13 protein-coding genes are annotated in these 15,210 nt (G+C 49.0%); 4 read left to right on the top strand and 9 right to left on the bottom strand.

Going from position 1 to position 15,210, the window contains the following annotated elements:
* Positions 1-85: 85 nt before the first annotated feature.
* Together SB752_RS11950 and SB752_RS11945 are read right to left on the bottom strand one after the other, a co-directional pair.
* Entirely contained in the window at positions 86-1,945 is a 1,860-nt protein-coding gene (locus SB752_RS11950) for a sigma-54 interaction domain-containing protein (protein WP_410715866.1), read from the bottom strand.
* Positions 1,942-3,675, bottom strand: a complete 1,734-nt coding sequence (locus tag SB752_RS11945) for a sigma-54-dependent Fis family transcriptional regulator (RefSeq protein ID WP_410715865.1) — start codon at positions 3,673-3,675, stop codon at positions 1,942-1,944. The genes SB752_RS11950 and SB752_RS11945 overlap by 4 nt, the downstream gene beginning before the upstream one ends.
* A 243-nt stretch (positions 3,676-3,918) precedes the next feature.
* On the opposite strand from SB752_RS11945, the gene adh reads away from it, so the two are divergent.
* Together adh and SB752_RS11935 are read left to right on the top strand one after the other, a co-directional pair.
* Positions 3,919-5,439: an aldehyde dehydrogenase gene (gene adh, locus SB752_RS11940; protein ID WP_410715864.1), complete on the top strand. Its 1,521-nt coding sequence runs from the start codon at positions 3,919-3,921 to the stop codon at positions 5,437-5,439.
* Between the two features lie 4 nt (positions 5,440-5,443).
* Complete coding sequence (locus SB752_RS11935; protein WP_410715863.1) at positions 5,444-5,785, top strand: DUF779 domain-containing protein; 342 nt, start codon at positions 5,444-5,446, stop codon at positions 5,783-5,785.
* A 200-nt stretch (positions 5,786-5,985) separates the two neighbouring features.
* Here the strand turns inward: SB752_RS11935 and SB752_RS11930 are convergent, their stop codons facing one another.
* Both SB752_RS11930 and SB752_RS11925 read right to left on the bottom strand, forming a co-directional pair.
* Complete coding sequence (locus SB752_RS11930) at positions 5,986-7,593, bottom strand: DEAD/DEAH box helicase (RefSeq protein WP_410715862.1); 1,608 nt, start codon at positions 7,591-7,593, stop codon at positions 5,986-5,988.
* 29 nt (positions 7,594-7,622) lie between these two features.
* On the bottom strand, positions 7,623-8,246 hold the full coding sequence (locus tag SB752_RS11925; protein WP_410716057.1) for a class I SAM-dependent methyltransferase: 624 nt from the start codon (positions 8,244-8,246) through the stop codon (positions 7,623-7,625).
* A gap of 177 nt (positions 8,247-8,423) precedes the next feature.
* Between SB752_RS11925 and SB752_RS11920 the strand changes: the two genes are divergently transcribed.
* Entirely contained in the window at positions 8,424-9,116 is a 693-nt protein-coding gene (locus tag SB752_RS11920; RefSeq protein ID WP_410715861.1) for a response regulator transcription factor, read from the top strand.
* Positions 9,094-11,286, top strand: a complete 2,193-nt coding sequence (locus tag SB752_RS11915; RefSeq protein WP_410715860.1) for a sensor histidine kinase — start codon at positions 9,094-9,096, stop codon at positions 11,284-11,286. The genes SB752_RS11920 and SB752_RS11915 overlap by 23 nt, the downstream gene beginning before the upstream one ends.
* 367 nt (positions 11,287-11,653) lie before the next feature.
* On the opposite strand, the gene SB752_RS11910 is transcribed toward SB752_RS11915, so the two are convergent.
* Genes SB752_RS11910 through chbG form a run of 5 tightly spaced genes read right to left on the bottom strand, consistent with a single transcriptional unit; the run spans position 11,654 to position 15,191 of the window.
* Positions 11,654-11,917: an HPr family phosphocarrier protein gene (locus SB752_RS11910; protein WP_410715859.1), complete on the bottom strand. Its 264-nt coding sequence runs from the start codon at positions 11,915-11,917 to the stop codon at positions 11,654-11,656.
* A gap of 21 nt (positions 11,918-11,938) precedes the next feature.
* Entirely contained in the window at positions 11,939-12,784 is an 846-nt protein-coding gene (locus SB752_RS11905) for a Cof-type HAD-IIB family hydrolase (RefSeq protein ID WP_410715858.1), read from the bottom strand.
* A complete protein-coding gene (locus SB752_RS11900; protein ID WP_410715857.1) occupies positions 12,781-14,103 on the bottom strand; it encodes a 6-phospho-beta-glucosidase in 1,323 nt (440 codons plus the stop codon). Before SB752_RS11900 ends, SB752_RS11905 begins: the two co-directional genes overlap by 4 nt.
* Positions 14,100-14,426, bottom strand: coding sequence for a PTS sugar transporter subunit IIA (locus SB752_RS11895; protein ID WP_410715856.1), 327 nt, complete (start codon positions 14,424-14,426; stop codon positions 14,100-14,102). The genes SB752_RS11900 and SB752_RS11895 overlap by 4 nt, the downstream gene beginning before the upstream one ends.
* 12 nt (positions 14,427-14,438) lie before the next feature.
* Positions 14,439-15,191 carry a chitin disaccharide deacetylase gene (chbG, locus tag SB752_RS11890; protein ID WP_410716056.1) on the bottom strand — a complete coding sequence of 251 codons (753 nt, stop codon included), beginning with the start codon at positions 15,189-15,191 and terminating at the stop codon, positions 14,439-14,441.
* Between the last annotated feature and the right edge of the window lie 19 nt (positions 15,192-15,210).

Raw genomic sequence — 15,210 nt, 5'->3', positions numbered from 1 at the left:
CATAGCAGGCAAATAAAACAACGCCATTCGACATTGTTCCGCACAAAGCAACGAAGTGCTGCAACAAAACGTTGCAACACTTCACTCACTCGATCTGATATTGTTTGATTTTTCTCCAGAGAGTTGTCCGGTCCATCCCCAGCAGCTTTGCCGCCAAGGTTTTATTATGCTTCACCTGTAGCAATACCGCTTCAATCCTCTTCGCTTCCGGGTCAAAATGATCTGTTGCTGCTGGCCGCAAGCTGTGGGCTGGAGCTGTCTTTTTTCTGGCAAATAAAAAAGCAGCGTCCCCTTTTCCAATCTTGCCGCCCTTTGCTAATAGTACCATTCGTTCTACCACATTACGAAGCTCCCTCACGTTCCCAGGCCAATGATATGTCTGAAACAGAGAATACAGCTCCTCATCTACCTTCTCCACTTTTTGCTCATGCTGTTCATTCATTTCCTGAATCATGCTTTCCACGAGTAGCGGAATATCAGACAGACGCTCTCGCAAAGCAGGAACATCCAGCTTTAACATATTTATGCGGTAATAAAGATCGGCGCGAAAGTGTTCTTTTTCAATTTCCTCGGCCAAGTCGCGGTTTGTTGCAGCTACAATCCGCACATCAATCGGGATGATTCGCTCCCCACCCACACGGCGGACTCGCCGCTCCTGCAGCACTCTGAGTAAAAGCACCTGAATACGCAACGGCATCTCTCCGATTTCATCCAAAAACAGCGTTCCACCGTGTGCCAGTTCAAACAGTCCGGGCTTTCCACCCTTTTTGGCACCGGTAAAAGCACCATCCTCATATCCAAACAGTTCACTTTCCAAAAGGCTTTCCGGCAAAGCAGCACAATTGACCGCCAAAAAGGGCCCAAACGCTCGACCGCTTTCCAAATGAATTCCTTGGGCAAACAGCTCCTTGCCCGTCCCTGATTCACCTGTTATTAATACCGTTGCACTTGTCTTTGCAAATAAGGCTGCCTGCTCCCTTGTTTCCACAATCTTGGGCGCTGAGCCGATGATGCTGTCGAGACGATATCTGGCTTCGAGGCCGTTATCATGCAGCTTTTTTCGAAGCGACATCTCCATCTTTTGAATGTCGCTAATCTCTTTGAAATTGGAAACCGCACCCACGATCTGATCCTTGACGATGACCGGAATACGGTTAATGACTATGGAGCGGTCCAAAACGGTAGCGACATCCCCCAGCTCCTGACGTCCCGTCTTCAAGACACGCAGCATGTCCGAGTGAGGAATATAGTCCGTGATCGGCTTCCCCAGAACCTCTCCGGTAAGTCCCAAAAGAATTTTGGCGTGCTCATTGACGAGTGTAATATGTCCCAGGCGATCAACAGCGATTACCGCATCGTGCGCGGAATTGACGACAGCCTCCATGAGGTGCTTTTCTCGCAATCGATCCTTGGTGTACGTGACCAAGGATGCAGCCTGCTGTACTGCCCTGCGCAAAGTCGCAATGGATGGATCAATAATAAATCGCTCTCCTCCTGTCTGTGTACTGGACAAGAGCATAGCGTCCCAGGCAGGTATCAGGTAAATCTTTTGGTCGTGATCATGATTGTCATGGAATTCGTCCTGGCACCAAAACAGACAACCAAGCTCGTCTTCGGTACCCAGAGCATGCTCCACCTGTAGCCAGTCTCTTTCCTTAGCTGATGCACATACGACTACGGGCTGTTTGTCTGTTTGCTCCGCCCCCCGCAGCTTCTCCCACGCTTTTTTCACGTCACTCATATCGATAGCCAAAGAGACGACAGGGAGAGATAGCGACTCCAGCTCTTTTGCGTAACGTTCAGTTGTGATGACAACAAACGGATTCATCATCTGATCCAAAATCGATTTAATCGAGTAAAAATAACCGGCACTATGTCCACTTCTCTCCAACAAAGCAGCCATTTTTTTCTCCAGCTCTTTCTCTAGCCTATATAAGGCAATCATAGATCCCCCTGATTCATTGGTGATGTGATGTGGTATTCAGCCATTTTGCGGTACAAGGTGTTTCGCCCGATCTGGAGCAGTTTCGCCGCCTGGCTAACATTTCCTCCACTCGTATACAATGCTTTTTTAATGGCTTGCAGCTCCATTTCGCGAAGAGATTGAACGGTCTCTTCAGCCTTTTGCGAGACGACAGCTTCCTCCAGCCCCTCCAATTGAATATGCTCTGCGGCGATCTCGTACGTCTCTGATAAAAAGCACGCCTGCATCAATATGCCTTGCAGCTCACGCACATTTCCCGGCCAAGAATAAGACCGCAGCTTGAGCTTCGCTTCTTTTGACAAGAAAATCGGCTCTTCTCCCGCTATTTCTTGAATCAAATACTCAGCCAGCTGAATCACATCCGCGCGCATGCGAAGTGGTGGTACCTGAATTGAAACACCCTTGAGCCGATAGTACAAATCCGCCCGAAAACGACCTGCCTTGATCTCCTCCGGTAGATTGCGATGGGTGGCAGCAATCACTCTCGCATGAATGGGACGGGACTGGTTGCTCCCCACAGGCGTGACGATTTTCTCCTGTAATACGCGCAATAGAGCCGCTTGTGCACGCAATGACATGTCCCCAATTTCATCCAAAAATATGGTCCCGTGCTTCGCTGCTTCGAATTTACCGATCCTGCCCTCGCGATGTGCTCCAGTAAAGGCTCCACCCTCATAGCCAAACAATTCACTCTCGATCAAATTTTCCGATATCGAACTGCAGTTCACTGCGATGAAAGGCTCCTTTGCACGCGGGCCCATCTCGTGAATCATTTGGGCAAACAGCTCTTTGCCTGTGCCGCTCTCCCCGTTAATCAATACAGGAAAGTCTACATGTGCTGCCTTTTGTCCGAGCATTTTTGCCTGAAGAAAAAGCGGGCATGACCCCGCAAGTCGCGGATATGGCTTGGACTGAGAGCCCGATGACATCGACCAGACGCGTCTCCGCCGATCCTGTATTTTGGCTCCGGTTCTCTCTACCTCTGGTGAGAGGGTAGTTCCCAGCGCTTCCTTTCCCAAATGCTTTTTCGCAAGCTCATTGAGACTGACAATCCGATCGTCCTGATCCAGACCCACGAGCGGCAGACTAAGCCCAGCTCCTCCCGCCGATAACGGCCTCGGGAGCGCAATCACACGTTCTGCTTCTGCAAGCATCAACCGATTCTGCACTGCCTCGGCAATCATGCAAGCAATCGTCAGAGCAAAGGGATGCGAATATTCTTTTCTCGTACTAATATCTATAACGCCTAGCAGCTCACCCGTCGGGGAAAAAATAGGCGACGCTGAACACGTCAAAAAGCGATTTTCCAAAAAGTAATGCTGATCGCCCTGAATTTGGACAGGCTGCTGCGCAATCAGGGCCGTACCGATCGCGTTCGTTCCCTTATTGCCCTCCGTCCAGTTTGCCCCAATCTGCAGCTGTACCTTTTGCGCCTGATTCGCAAATACGGGGTCTCCTACCGTATGAATAATATTTCCATCCTGATCGGACAACAAGGCGATATGCTCAGTCGACAACAAAAACGGTGCCAATTTCGTAAAAAGGGGAAAGCTTTCACGGACCAGAGGATGATTTTCCTGAATGATTTCTTTGATCCTTCTGCTAGAAATGATTTGATCATTAGCCTTTTCCGTGGCTTTGAGGCTAGATTCCTGACAGCGTTTCCAAGATTGCTGAACAATCGTCGACAACACTCTTCCCCTCCCCCAAAATCATTCCCTTTCAGTATAGCACGAACTGGAATTTTTTCACTGTTCGCCGTTTTAAATCGTATTGATCGCTCTACATTGGAACACTTTTTGTTCCATTTCAGAACACACCTCTGCTTATGTATTCTAGAAAGCGTTGTCATTTCCCCCTTTTTCGACTTGGTACGATATTTGCTTTTAGAAAAGGATGTACAGAAACAAGTGATAAATAGAGGAGGCGCTCGCATGATCTACGCTCAACCCGGCCAAGCCGGATCCAAGGTGACTTTCAAAAATCGCTATGAAAACTACATTGGGGGAAATTGGGTTCCACCAGTGAAGGGTGAATACTTTGAAAATGTCTCTCCTGTCACAGGTAAGGTGTTTTGCGAGGTAGCTCGCTCCTCCGCAGATGACATTGAGCTGGCTCTCGATGCTGCACATGAAGCAAAAACGGCATGGGGTCGCACTTCTGTAGCGGCGCGCTCCAACATTCTCTTGAAAATCGCTGATCGCATGGAAGCTAATCTGGAGCTTTTGGCTGTTGCGGAATCGTGGGAAAATGGCAAGCCTGTACGTGAAACATTAAACGCCGACATCCCGCTGGCAATTGATCACTTCCGTTATTTCGCTGGAGCCGTCCGCGCTCAAGACAGCTCTCTCGCCGAAATCGACAACGATACAGTTGCTTATCACTTCCATGAGCCACTTGGTGTGGTAGGTCAAATTATTCCGTGGAACTTCCCGCTGTTGATGGCTACTTGGAAGCTGGCTCCTGCACTTGCTGCCGGGAACTGCGTCGTTCTCAAGCCTGCTGAGCAGACTCCAGCCTCTATCATGGTGCTCATGGAGCTGATTGGCGATCTGCTGCCTCCAGGTGTCGTGAACGTGGTAAATGGTTTTGGTCTGGAAGCAGGGAAACCGCTCGCATCCAGCAATCGCATCGCCAAAATTGCCTTTACGGGTGAAACGACAACAGGTCGACTCATTATGCAATACGCTTCCCAAAACATCATTCCTGTTACATTGGAGCTGGGCGGCAAGTCACCGAACATCTTTTTCCCGGATGTGTGTGCCCAAGACGATGCTTTCCTCAACAAGGCGATCGAGGGCTTTGTCCTTTTCGCACTCAACCAAGGCGAGGTTTGCACATGCCCTTCCCGCGCACTGATTCACGAAAGCATTTACGATCAATTCATGGAGCGCGCCCTGAAACGGGTAGCTAGCATCAAGCAAGGAAACCCTCTCGACACGGAGACGATGATTGGTGCTCAAGCTTCCTTGGAGCAGGTAGAGAAAATTCTCTCCTACCTGGATATCGGCAAACAGGAAGGCGCAGATTGCTTGATCGGCGGTTCACGTGCACAGCTCACAGGTGATCTTGAGGGCGGCTACTATATTCAACCTACCGTCTTCAAGGGTCACAACAAAATGCGAATTTTCCAGGAGGAAATTTTCGGTCCTGTCGTTTCCGTTACAACCTTCAAGGATGCTGAAGAAGCCCTCTCCATCGCCAACGACACCTTATACGGCTTGGGCTCCGGCGTATGGACTCGAGACGTAAATACAGCGTATCGCTTCGGACGTGAAATTCAGGCAGGTCGCGTTTGGACCAACTGCTATCACGCCTACCCTGCTCATGCAGCATTCGGCGGATACAAAATGTCTGGTATCGGCCGTGAAAACCACAAAATGATGCTCGCTCATTACCAACAAACCAAAAACCTGCTGGTTAGCTACAGCGATCAGGCATTAGGATTCTTTTAATTGTATGGAACAACAGGAAAAAGTGCTCGCAACAGATGCTGCGTTGCAATTGATTGAGCGGTTACGAGCGAAGCACGGTGACTTGATGTTTCACCAGTCGGGAGGCTGCTGCGACGGCAGCTCCCCGATGTGTTACCCGCTCGGTGAGTTTCTTGTCGGCGATCAGGATGTGCTGCTTGGTGAGATTGGCGGCTGCCCGTTTTATATGGGGAAAGCACAATATGAGTACTGGAAGCATACCCAGCTCATCATCGATGTAGTCGAAGGGCGCGGCGGGATGTTCTCGCTGGAGGGCCCTGAAGGACTCCGCTTCCTCACTCGTTCACGTATGTTTCCTGACTCGTAAGAAAACCTCTATCGAAGCATTGACCGCGGTGAGACGGTAGGTTATCGTGCTCAATCAGGATGCAGATACGTGAAGTTTATTCCGTTCTGATTTAGTAAAAACAAAATAGGACCGCCCTTTCACCTGTCTAGGTGAGGACGGTCCTGCTTTTCCTGCTAAATCAGAGAAAAGACACTTCATGCAGCCTCGATAGCGGTTTTTTATCGCTGTCTCGTCTTTTTTCTCGTTGTGCGCTGGGCAGAAGAAGAGCCTGCTCTTTTCGGTGGCTTTGCGTCAAAACGGTCAGTGCTTCGCCGGGTTTTGGCAGGTCTGCTGCTCGCACTGCTTGGCTTTCTAGTGTTGTCCTTCGATTTGTTTCCAAATTCACTTGGCTTGTGTATATTTTGCTTACTATTGCGCTTTTGCCCATCTGTTCGGCGATCATTTTCTTTGCCTCGACGGTCATCGCTACGTGGTTCATCTCCACGTGACTGATCACGCCCGCCTCTCGCATTATGGTTAGCCTTACCCTCACCATTATTTCTACGGTCGTCACTCTGACGCTTCCGCCCAAATCCGCGTTCATTGCGCTCAGATTCTTTTCCTTTGGAGCGATTTTTTTGTTCCCCTCTACGCTCTCGTCCTCCGCCAGAATTGGTTGTCCCAGCCTTTTGCTGTCGTGCTCCTGTTTTTGGCTCGCGCGAATCCTTTTCCATCCCGAGTCGTTCAAGCGGCAGCTTAATCCCTTTTTCAATCATCTCCAAGAGATTACGGTCCTTCGCAGCTACCAAGGTATACGCGATCCCTTGCTCTCCTGCACGCCCTGTCCTCCCGATCCGGTGAATATAGCTGTCCACATCTTCAGGGATGTCGTAGTTAAATACGTGTGTAATACCCTCTACATCCAGCCCCCTGGCTGCGACATCCGTAGCAACGAGATACTGAATCTTTGCCTCACGGAATCGTTTCATTACGTCTTCGCGTTTTGCCTGTGACAAATCTCCGTGTAATTCGTCAGAAATATAGCCCAACCCTTGCAGTGCTGCATTCAAGGTACTCGCTCTGCGCTTCGTTCGGCAGAAAATGACTGCCAGAAAAGGTCGCGCTTCATCCAGCAAGCCACGTAGAGTTGCTTGCTTCTGCCGATCGGTCGTTTCCACCACAATCTGCTTGATGTCATCCAGTGTAATCCGTTTGCCCTGCACCTGGATATCCTCGGGCTGCCTCAGAAAGCGTTTGGCAAGTGATCGTACTTGTGCGGGCATGGTTGCGGAGAAAAGCAAGGTTTGGCGATCCGGCGAGGTCGTAGCGATAATTTCCTCTACCTCAGGCAAAAAGCCCATATGCAGCATCTGATCTGCTTCGTCGAGAACAAATGTTGAAACTTGAGATAGCTCAATCGTGCCTCGTCTCAAATGATCGAGCAGACGACCGGGAGTCGCAATCACAATCTGCTTCTTGCCTGCCAGCTTTCTCATTTGCCGGTCGACATCTTGTCCTCCGTAAACAGCCAGCACATGGATATCGTCTAGCCTTGCTGTCAGCTTTTTCACTTCTGCCGTAATTTGCAGGGCGAGCTCTCGGGTCGGCGTCAAAATCAACGCCTGCACATGTGTTGCCTGTGGATCAGCCTGCTCCAAAATGGGCAGCACAAAGGCAAGAGTCTTTCCTGTACCCGTCTGCGCTTGAGAAATAACGTCTTTTCCTGCAAGGATAACGGGTATGGATTTTTCTTGAATCGGAGTGGGCTCGGTAATCCCATTTTCTTGCAGTGTATATACTAGTTCCTTGCGTATACCCAATCTAAAAAAGTCAGCCAGTTTCGCCATCTCCCATTCTGTGTTGATCGAATTCGCGCTTATTTCGTACAGACCGCGACTCCGATAAAATAACGTACGCCATCACGCGGCTTTTCAAAGGTAACGCCTCGCTGATAGTAAATCTCTACATCCGAAAATCGGACAAAAAGCTGTTCGAATTCCTCCGGGGTTAGCTGGTGAACGTGAAACGGCTCACTCGTCTGCATTCCTCTTCCTCTTCCAAAAGGACTGGAGAGGACAAGCGTTCCGCCAGGTTTTAGCATTCGGTACAGATTGTCCATAAAGAGCAAATCGTCCTCAACATGCTCAATCGTTTCAAAGCTGAGTATCGTATCGAATTGTCCGAGCTGATCGGGAAGCTCGGGATCAATCGCATTACCGGTCTGATACGTAATTTTTTGATGGTTGTACTCCCGATTGGCATAGTAGATCGTTTCAGCGTCGATGTCCACTCCTACGAGGCGAGTCAGCTCTCTCTTGCGTTCCTTGGCAACCATGTGACAGCCATATCCAGTCCCGCAAGCGATGTCCAGAACTCTTCCCCTGATATAAGGAGTAGCAAAGTAATATCTGGCAATGTGCTCCAGCAGCATGCCGTTCGTAGGCTTCAGCAGCTTGGGGATGATCCGCTCCCCTGTCCATTCTAGCAATCTCATCACCAATTTTCTCAATTCTACTTGATCACATCTTACCTCATTCCTATGATGGATCATACCTATTCTCCGATTATAAGAGAAGGGACTCATTCCTTAATAAATTTGTAAGAGTTTTCTATGCTGTTTTGTTAAAGCTGGCAGTTAAGATAGTAACATGAATGCATTCGTAAGGTGGGAAAAAGCATGACGAATTATCATGTCCTCGTTGTCGACGACGAGGCTGAGATTAGAGACGCGATCGAAATTTATTTACAAAATGAATCTATGATCGTCCACAAAGCAGGCGATGGACTTGAGGCGCTAGCCATTTTGGAAAAAGAAGAAATCCACCTCATCATCCTCGACATCATGATGCCCAAAATGGACGGAATCACTGCCACGTTCAAGATTCGGCAGGAAAAAAACATTCCGATCATCATGCTTTCAGCAAAATCCGAGGATACGGATAAAATTCTCGGACTCAATATCGGAGCGGATGACTATGTAACCAAGCCCTTCCATCCTCTCGAGCTGTTGGCACGGGTCAAATCCCAGCTCCGTCGTTATACCAATCTGGGCACCTACAAAGTCACCGAGGATGAAATACAAGTACGTGGACTGACGCTAAACAAAAGCACCAAAACGGTCTCGGTAGACGACAATGACATCAGGCTAACCGCTACTGAGTACAAGATTTTGGAGCTGTTGATGGACAACAAGGGGCGTGTCTTTTCGATTGAGGAAATCTACGAACGCGTCTGGAAGGAACCTTATTTGAATGCGGAAAATACGGTCGCTGTACACGTCAGACGCATACGCGAAAAGATCGAAATCAACCCGAAAGAACCGAAATACTTAAAGGTGGTATGGGGAATTGGATACAAAATCGAAAAATAGCCGCACTCCGTTATTGGCAATGCTCGCCTTGGTAGTGAGCATTTCGCTCGCCTTGTTGACTGCGGCTGATCTCTACCACAATCGTGAATACTTGCAAAAAGACAATTACTTTCAAAGCTCCAGTTTTCGCTGGGAGCTACAGAATTTTGTCGAGCTGGTAAAAAAGGTTCATGTGGATTATGCAGGATATGAAACGAAGACTCCTCAAGAAAAGCTGGGGAAAGAAGAACTCCAGCAGTATAACCGGCAACGGGAGGATGCTCTGAATGAAGCCGAGGCGAGTATTGCCCAAGAGTACATGCCGCAAATCGAGGACGCCAGAAACGCTGGTAAGCCGGAAGAAGTGGCAAGACTCACGACTGAAATGGAACAACGCAAAAAAAACCAAAATGCCAAGGACGTCGCTTGGTGGGATAAGCAGCTTAGCGAAATGGTAACCAATAAGGATCAGGATTATGAGGAGAGCAAAAACAGCTTAGCCCTCCGAAGCGGATCGATCAGCTATTATGTAAATGACAAAAAAAGTCACAAAGTATATACCAATCTCGATCATGAGCCTACGGAAACCGAGATGAGAACAGCTCGTTTCTCAATCTCCTTCCCGCAAAACACGTATCAAAAATACAGTGAGTTCTCAGGGATTAGTCGTACGTATCAGATCAATCAATGGAATGGGGCTTTCTTTGTTCCGATAAATTCCCAAGGATACAGCCAGATTCAAGCCGACGCTGTCTATTTTGATTCCATCCGTGATCGTTTATTAAAGGAATGTGCCTTGCTTACCGTAGCCCTTTTGATCGCTGCTATGCTTTGGTGGTATTTGAGCATGATTAACGCAATCAGACTTTCAGTCGTAACAAAAAGCTTGGCGCTGTTCAGACTCATTCCACTGGACATTCGCTTGATTCTATTGCTGCCACTCGGGATTACGTATCTGCTCATGATTTCAAATATACGGTTCTTCTATTTACCTCTGGATATTGAGCACTTTTTTACGCTAGGCTTCATTTCCGCTTTTACTGCCTACTGGCTCCTGCAGCTATTGGAGGGGTGGCACATGTACAAGCAACCTGAGCTATTCAAAGAGCAATGGCAGCAAAGCCTGTTGACCAGACAACGCGTCCTTTTCCGGGAGAGCTTTGCGAATAAAGGAGTATTTTTTAAGGTCACGACTTTGTTCATCCTAACCATCGGCCTTGGAATGAGCATCGCAATAGGTCTCGTTTCCTTGATCAAAGGTGAGGGTGCCCTCTTGATTCTCTGCTTTTTGTACGGATTGTTTTATATGATTGTTGTGTTTCCATATGTCCTGCGGCGCATCGGATTGATGAATCGTATCCTGCTCGGGGCATCCGAAATGGCGTCCGGGAATATGAATGCCTCCATCGAAAAGATTCGAAAAGGCAAACTTTCTGAGCTCGCTCACTCGCTCAACAACATACGACAGGGCCTCAAGCACGCGATGGAGGAGCAGGTAAAAAGTGAAAGGCTCAAATCAGAGCTGATCACCAACGTTTCGCATGATTTAAAAACACCGCTTACCTCCATCGTCAACTATGTGGACCTGCTCAAGCGCGAGAATCTGTCTCCAGAAGAAGTAAAAAGCTATGTAGAAGTATTAGAGCGTAAAACAGACCGGTTGCGCATCCTGATTGACGATCTGTTTGATGCGGCGAAAATGGCAAGCGGCTCGGTTGAGCTGAACATCGAGGAGGTAAACGTAACAGCCCTGCTTAATCAGGCGATCGCTGAATTCAGCGACAAGATCGAGCAATCTCCGCTCACCTTCCGCGTCAATACGGAGCAGTCCAAAATCTACGCTCCGCTCGACGGCAAAAAGACATGGCGTGTCTTTGAAAACCTGATCGGCAACGCATTAAAATATTCGATGCCCAAAACGCGTGTCTTGATTGATTTGTTTGAGCGTGACCACGAGGTTATTCTCACGATCAAGAACGTCTCTGCCTATGAAATTGACTTTGATGCAGAAGAGCTGTTTGAACGCTTCAAAAGGGCCGATCAATCACGGAATACAGAAGGCTCCGGTCTTGGGCTGGCCATTGCAAAGAGCATCGTCGAGCTGCAAGGCGGGAAGCTGTCCATTGAGATTGATGGGGATTACTTCAAAGTGACGGTTGTGTTTCGCAAGTGGGCTCGGGCGGGCAGTTAGTGGAGGAGAGGAAACAGGAGAAAAGGCTCCAGGTTCTTGGGCCCCTTGCAGGGGGATTCACTGGCCGGCTCCGTTCCAAAAACGAAACCGCGTCCAAAGTAGCGGATGCACAAGTTGTTTCACAAAGGTGGACGCTTAAAACCGTGTTTCGTTTTTTCCACTCCGCCTTGGTTAGGGTCCCAAAGACCTTCGCTTTTCTCCTGTTTCCTCTCACCAGCTTTATTTCTTTCTCGCTGGTATAAAAGCTAAAGATCTTAAACCTAAAAATTTTTAAGAACAGTAAATAATAATTGCCCCCTACGTAATAAAGCCGATGCCCCTTCATCAGGACATCGGCTTATTGCTTTGTATGCGACTGCTACGACTGCTAGATCGCAAAATTTCGTTCAAACAATGCTTGCACATCCGAAACCGCTTGCCGTTCGTCTTCCCCTTCTATTTCAAAGGTGATTTCATCTCCGGTCTTTGCGCCCAGCGCCATGACGCTGAGGATGCTTTTGCCATTTGCCTGCTTGTTGTTGTAGATCATTTTGACTGTAGAGCGATACCCACCTAGCAGGTTGACCAGGACAGAAGCAGGACGGGCATGGAGACCGCCGCTAACGGTTACTTCCACGGTAAAACGAATCATTGCACTCCTCCCTTCCCGTTTTCATCCTGTTGGAAAAAACTTTTGGATGACGGCAGCAACACCATGCTGGTCATTCGTATCGGTTACTTGACGCGCCAGTTTTTTGACATCGTCAGGTGCATTGCCCATGGCTACTCCCATTCCTGCGAATTGCAGCATTTCCACATCATTGTAGTTGTCGCCTACTGCCACGATTTGCTCGGGAGTAATGTCCAGCCTTTCGCTGAGAACAGCAAGGCCCGTTGCCTTGGAGACGCCATTCGGCAAAATTTCCAAATTGCGACCCCCAGATGTTGTTACCCTGACTCCTTTTAATTCTGCTCTCGCGATATCCCTTCTGGCCGCAGCTAAACGCTCTGGCTCTCCCATCACGAAAATCTTTGGAATACTCACATCATTATCGCGTACGTAGTCAACCACCCGGCAGGACGCCATGATCTTGAGCGGATATAGATTCTTCCACAGCTGACGTAGTGCAGAAGGGTTCAATAACGGGAACAGGTCTCTCCATTTCCAGCTCTTATTGGTAACCGCGTATGACTCATGCAGCAGCATAACATCTAATCCATATTCCACGAGTACTTCGGTAATCCGGGCAGCTGTCTCAGACGGGATACGTTTTACGAACAGAACCTGGTCTGTAAGTGGATCAGCCACATACGCTCCGTCATGAGAGACGAGCGGTAAACGAATTTGAAACTGCTTCGCTATCGTTTTTGCAGAAGGATAGGCCCTTCCTGTCGCCAGCGTTACATAGACTCCTTTGCTGGTAAGCTCTGTGATCGCTTGCAGCGTCACCTTGGACAGCGTGTGGTTGGACATCAAAATCGTCCCGTCCACATCGAGTGCCAGCAGTTTATAGCTCATGATACAGGCTTGAAAAACTGCGGCAAGTAATCTTTATGGGCTTCCAGCATTTCATCGAGAATCTGTTTGGCAACCACATCAGAGTGCACCAACGGATTGATATTCATCGCCAGTAGCGCCTGATGATAATCCCCGGTCACGGCAGCCTCTGCCGCTACACGCTCGAATGATTTGATCTGCTGGACAAGCCCACGTACCGATACTGGCAAATCACCGACGGACAGCGGAATCGGGCCTTCTCGCGTGATGACGCAATTGACTTCGACCGCCGAATCGTCCGGAATGCTGGCGATGGCACCGTTGTTGCGAACATTTACTGGTTGAATATCACGCTTGTCGTTGTAGATGGAGTAAATCAAATTGCAGGCAGCCTCACTATAGTACGCTCCTCCACGCTTCTCCAGCTGTGGCGGTTTGATGTTCAAATCCGGATCTTCGTAAAGCTTGAATAGCTCCGCCTCAACCTGCTTCACCACTTCGGCGCGCGTACCATGCTTCTTGGCCTCTTCCTGCTCATGCGCCAGCATCGCACTCGTCTGGTAATAGTACCGGTGATAAGGGCACGGCAGAAGACCTAGCGCCTTGATAAAATCGGGGTCCCATCCCAGATCGAGGATGTTTTGCATCGTGATTCCGGACTGCTCGCCTGTCAGCTTGTCAATCACCTGGGAAATCACATTTTCCCCATCCACATAAACCGCAAGGCCAAATACCATGTGATTCAAGCCAGCAAAATCAATATGGACGCGTGATTGCTCGACACCTAATATCGTTGCCACACCCATTTGCATGCCGATCGGAACATTGCAAAGTCCAATTACTTTTTTCCTGCTCGTATAGCGCAGCACCGCCTCAGTCACCATGCCTGCCGGATTGGTAAAATTGATGAGCCACGCATCCGGGCACAGCTCCTGCATATCGCGGCAAATGTCCAGAATCACGGGAATGGTGCGAAGTCCTTTGAATAAACCGCCTGGACCATTCGTTTCTTGACCAATCACATCATATTTCAGGGGAATCGTCTCATCCTTGATCCTAGCATCGAGCAGGCCCACACGCATTTGGGTCGTGACGAAATCAGCACCCTCTAGTGCTTTCCGTCGATCGAGCGTCAGATGGACCTCCATGGGCACACCCGCTTTTTCCACCATTCGCTTGGCCAAGGCACCTACAATTTGCAGCTTTTTCTCGCCTTCAGGAATGTCGACCAGCCACAGCTCTCGTACAGGGAGCTCGTCGTAGCGCTTGATAAAGCCCTCTACGAGCTCCGGCGTATAGCTAGACCCTCCACCTATCGTAACGATTTTGATTCCGCTCACACTCCAGCCTCCTTGCCTGTATGGATATGGCCGTACAACTCCACAAACTCTGTGGCCAAATCCTTGATAGTCATGGCATTCATCAAATGATCCTGCGCATGGATCAACAGCATGCTGACCTCTGTCTTCTCACCGGATACTTCCTTTTGGATTAAAGCAGTCTGGTTTTGGTGGGCGAGGCTAAGTTCCTCCCCTGCACGGTTTAAAGAGTCTCGTGCGCCTTCCAGGTCCTTGTTTTTCGCCCTGGCGATTGCCTCCATCGCCAAGCTTCTCGCATTGCCTCCATGCAAAATCAATTGAAAAATCACGTCTGTCTGGTCCAAATAGATCTCCACCTATCCGAGTTGGTTGAAATTCACCAGCTGTATCTTCTGTTTCTGTACATATTCCTTTATTAGTGGCGCAGTCAAAATTTGCAGCTCTTTGGCACGCTGATGGTTATAAGAGCTCCCCTTCAACACTTCCTCATCGAGAAATGCCGGATGGGTCATCATTTCTACGGTCGAAAAGCCTGCTTGATCGATTTCGTCCAAAATGCTTATCAGCGTATCCACACTCAAATCATCACCGTAAAAGCGATGCATAAAGCCCTCAGTCGTTTTGATTTGCGGCCAATTCACCTGTTCGCTTGGAGTCAGCGTCCACGGGTTTCGGACAGGCAGATCATACTCCTCTGCCAGTTGGAGCACGATGGGCAAAACTGCTTCATGCGCGTGAACGTGGTGATGACTGTCGATATGGGTAAGCTTTAGCCCTGTTGCCAGAAAAGTCTCGATCTGTGCCGTCAATTCACGCCGGAGCTCATCGGCATTTGCCGCAGATAAATGGTCCTGCCCCCGCCGAAAACGCCCCTGCTCGTCGCTTAATGATGGCACATCTTGACTCACTGGCGAGCCGCAGTCAAGCACCAGATGAATCCCTACTCCAAGCCCCGGATTCTCTTTTGCCAGATGGGCAGCATGAGTGAATCCGGCCATATTGACCATCATGGTTGCAGACGTGACGATTCCTTCCCGGTGTGCTTCGATAATCCCGAAGTTCACCCCCTTGGAATAGCCAAAATCGTCAGCATTGACAATCAGTTTCATCAACAGCCCCATCTCCTAC

The sequence above is a fragment of the Brevibacillus sp. SIMBA_040 genome (assembly GCF_046535075.1).
In the GTDB taxonomy this organism is placed as follows: Bacteria; Bacillota; Bacilli; order Brevibacillales; family Brevibacillaceae; genus Brevibacillus.
This window is presented reverse-complemented; position numbering and strand designations above follow the sequence as displayed.

Coding starts and splice junctions, on each gene's coding strand:
- SB752_RS11950 (WP_410715866.1), bottom strand. CDS start 1,945: ATGATTGCCTTATATAGGCTAGAGAAAGAGCTGGAGAAAAAAATGGCT.
- adh (WP_410715864.1), top strand. CDS start 3,919: ATGATCTACGCTCAACCCGGCCAAGCCGGATCCAAGGTGACTTTCAAA.
- SB752_RS11935 (WP_410715863.1), top strand. CDS start 5,444: ATGGAACAACAGGAAAAAGTGCTCGCAACAGATGCTGCGTTGCAATTG.
- SB752_RS11930 (WP_410715862.1), bottom strand. CDS start 7,593: ATGGCGAAACTGGCTGACTTTTTTAGATTGGGTATACGCAAGGAACTA.
- SB752_RS11920 (WP_410715861.1), top strand. CDS start 8,424: ATGACGAATTATCATGTCCTCGTTGTCGACGACGAGGCTGAGATTAGA.
- SB752_RS11910 (WP_410715859.1), bottom strand. CDS start 11,917: ATGATTCGTTTTACCGTGGAAGTAACCGTTAGCGGCGGTCTCCATGCC.
- SB752_RS11905 (WP_410715858.1), bottom strand. CDS start 12,784: ATGAGCTATAAACTGCTGGCACTCGATGTGGACGGGACGATTTTGATG.
- chbG (WP_410716056.1), bottom strand. CDS start 15,191: ATGAAACTGATTGTCAATGCTGACGATTTTGGCTATTCCAAGGGGGTG.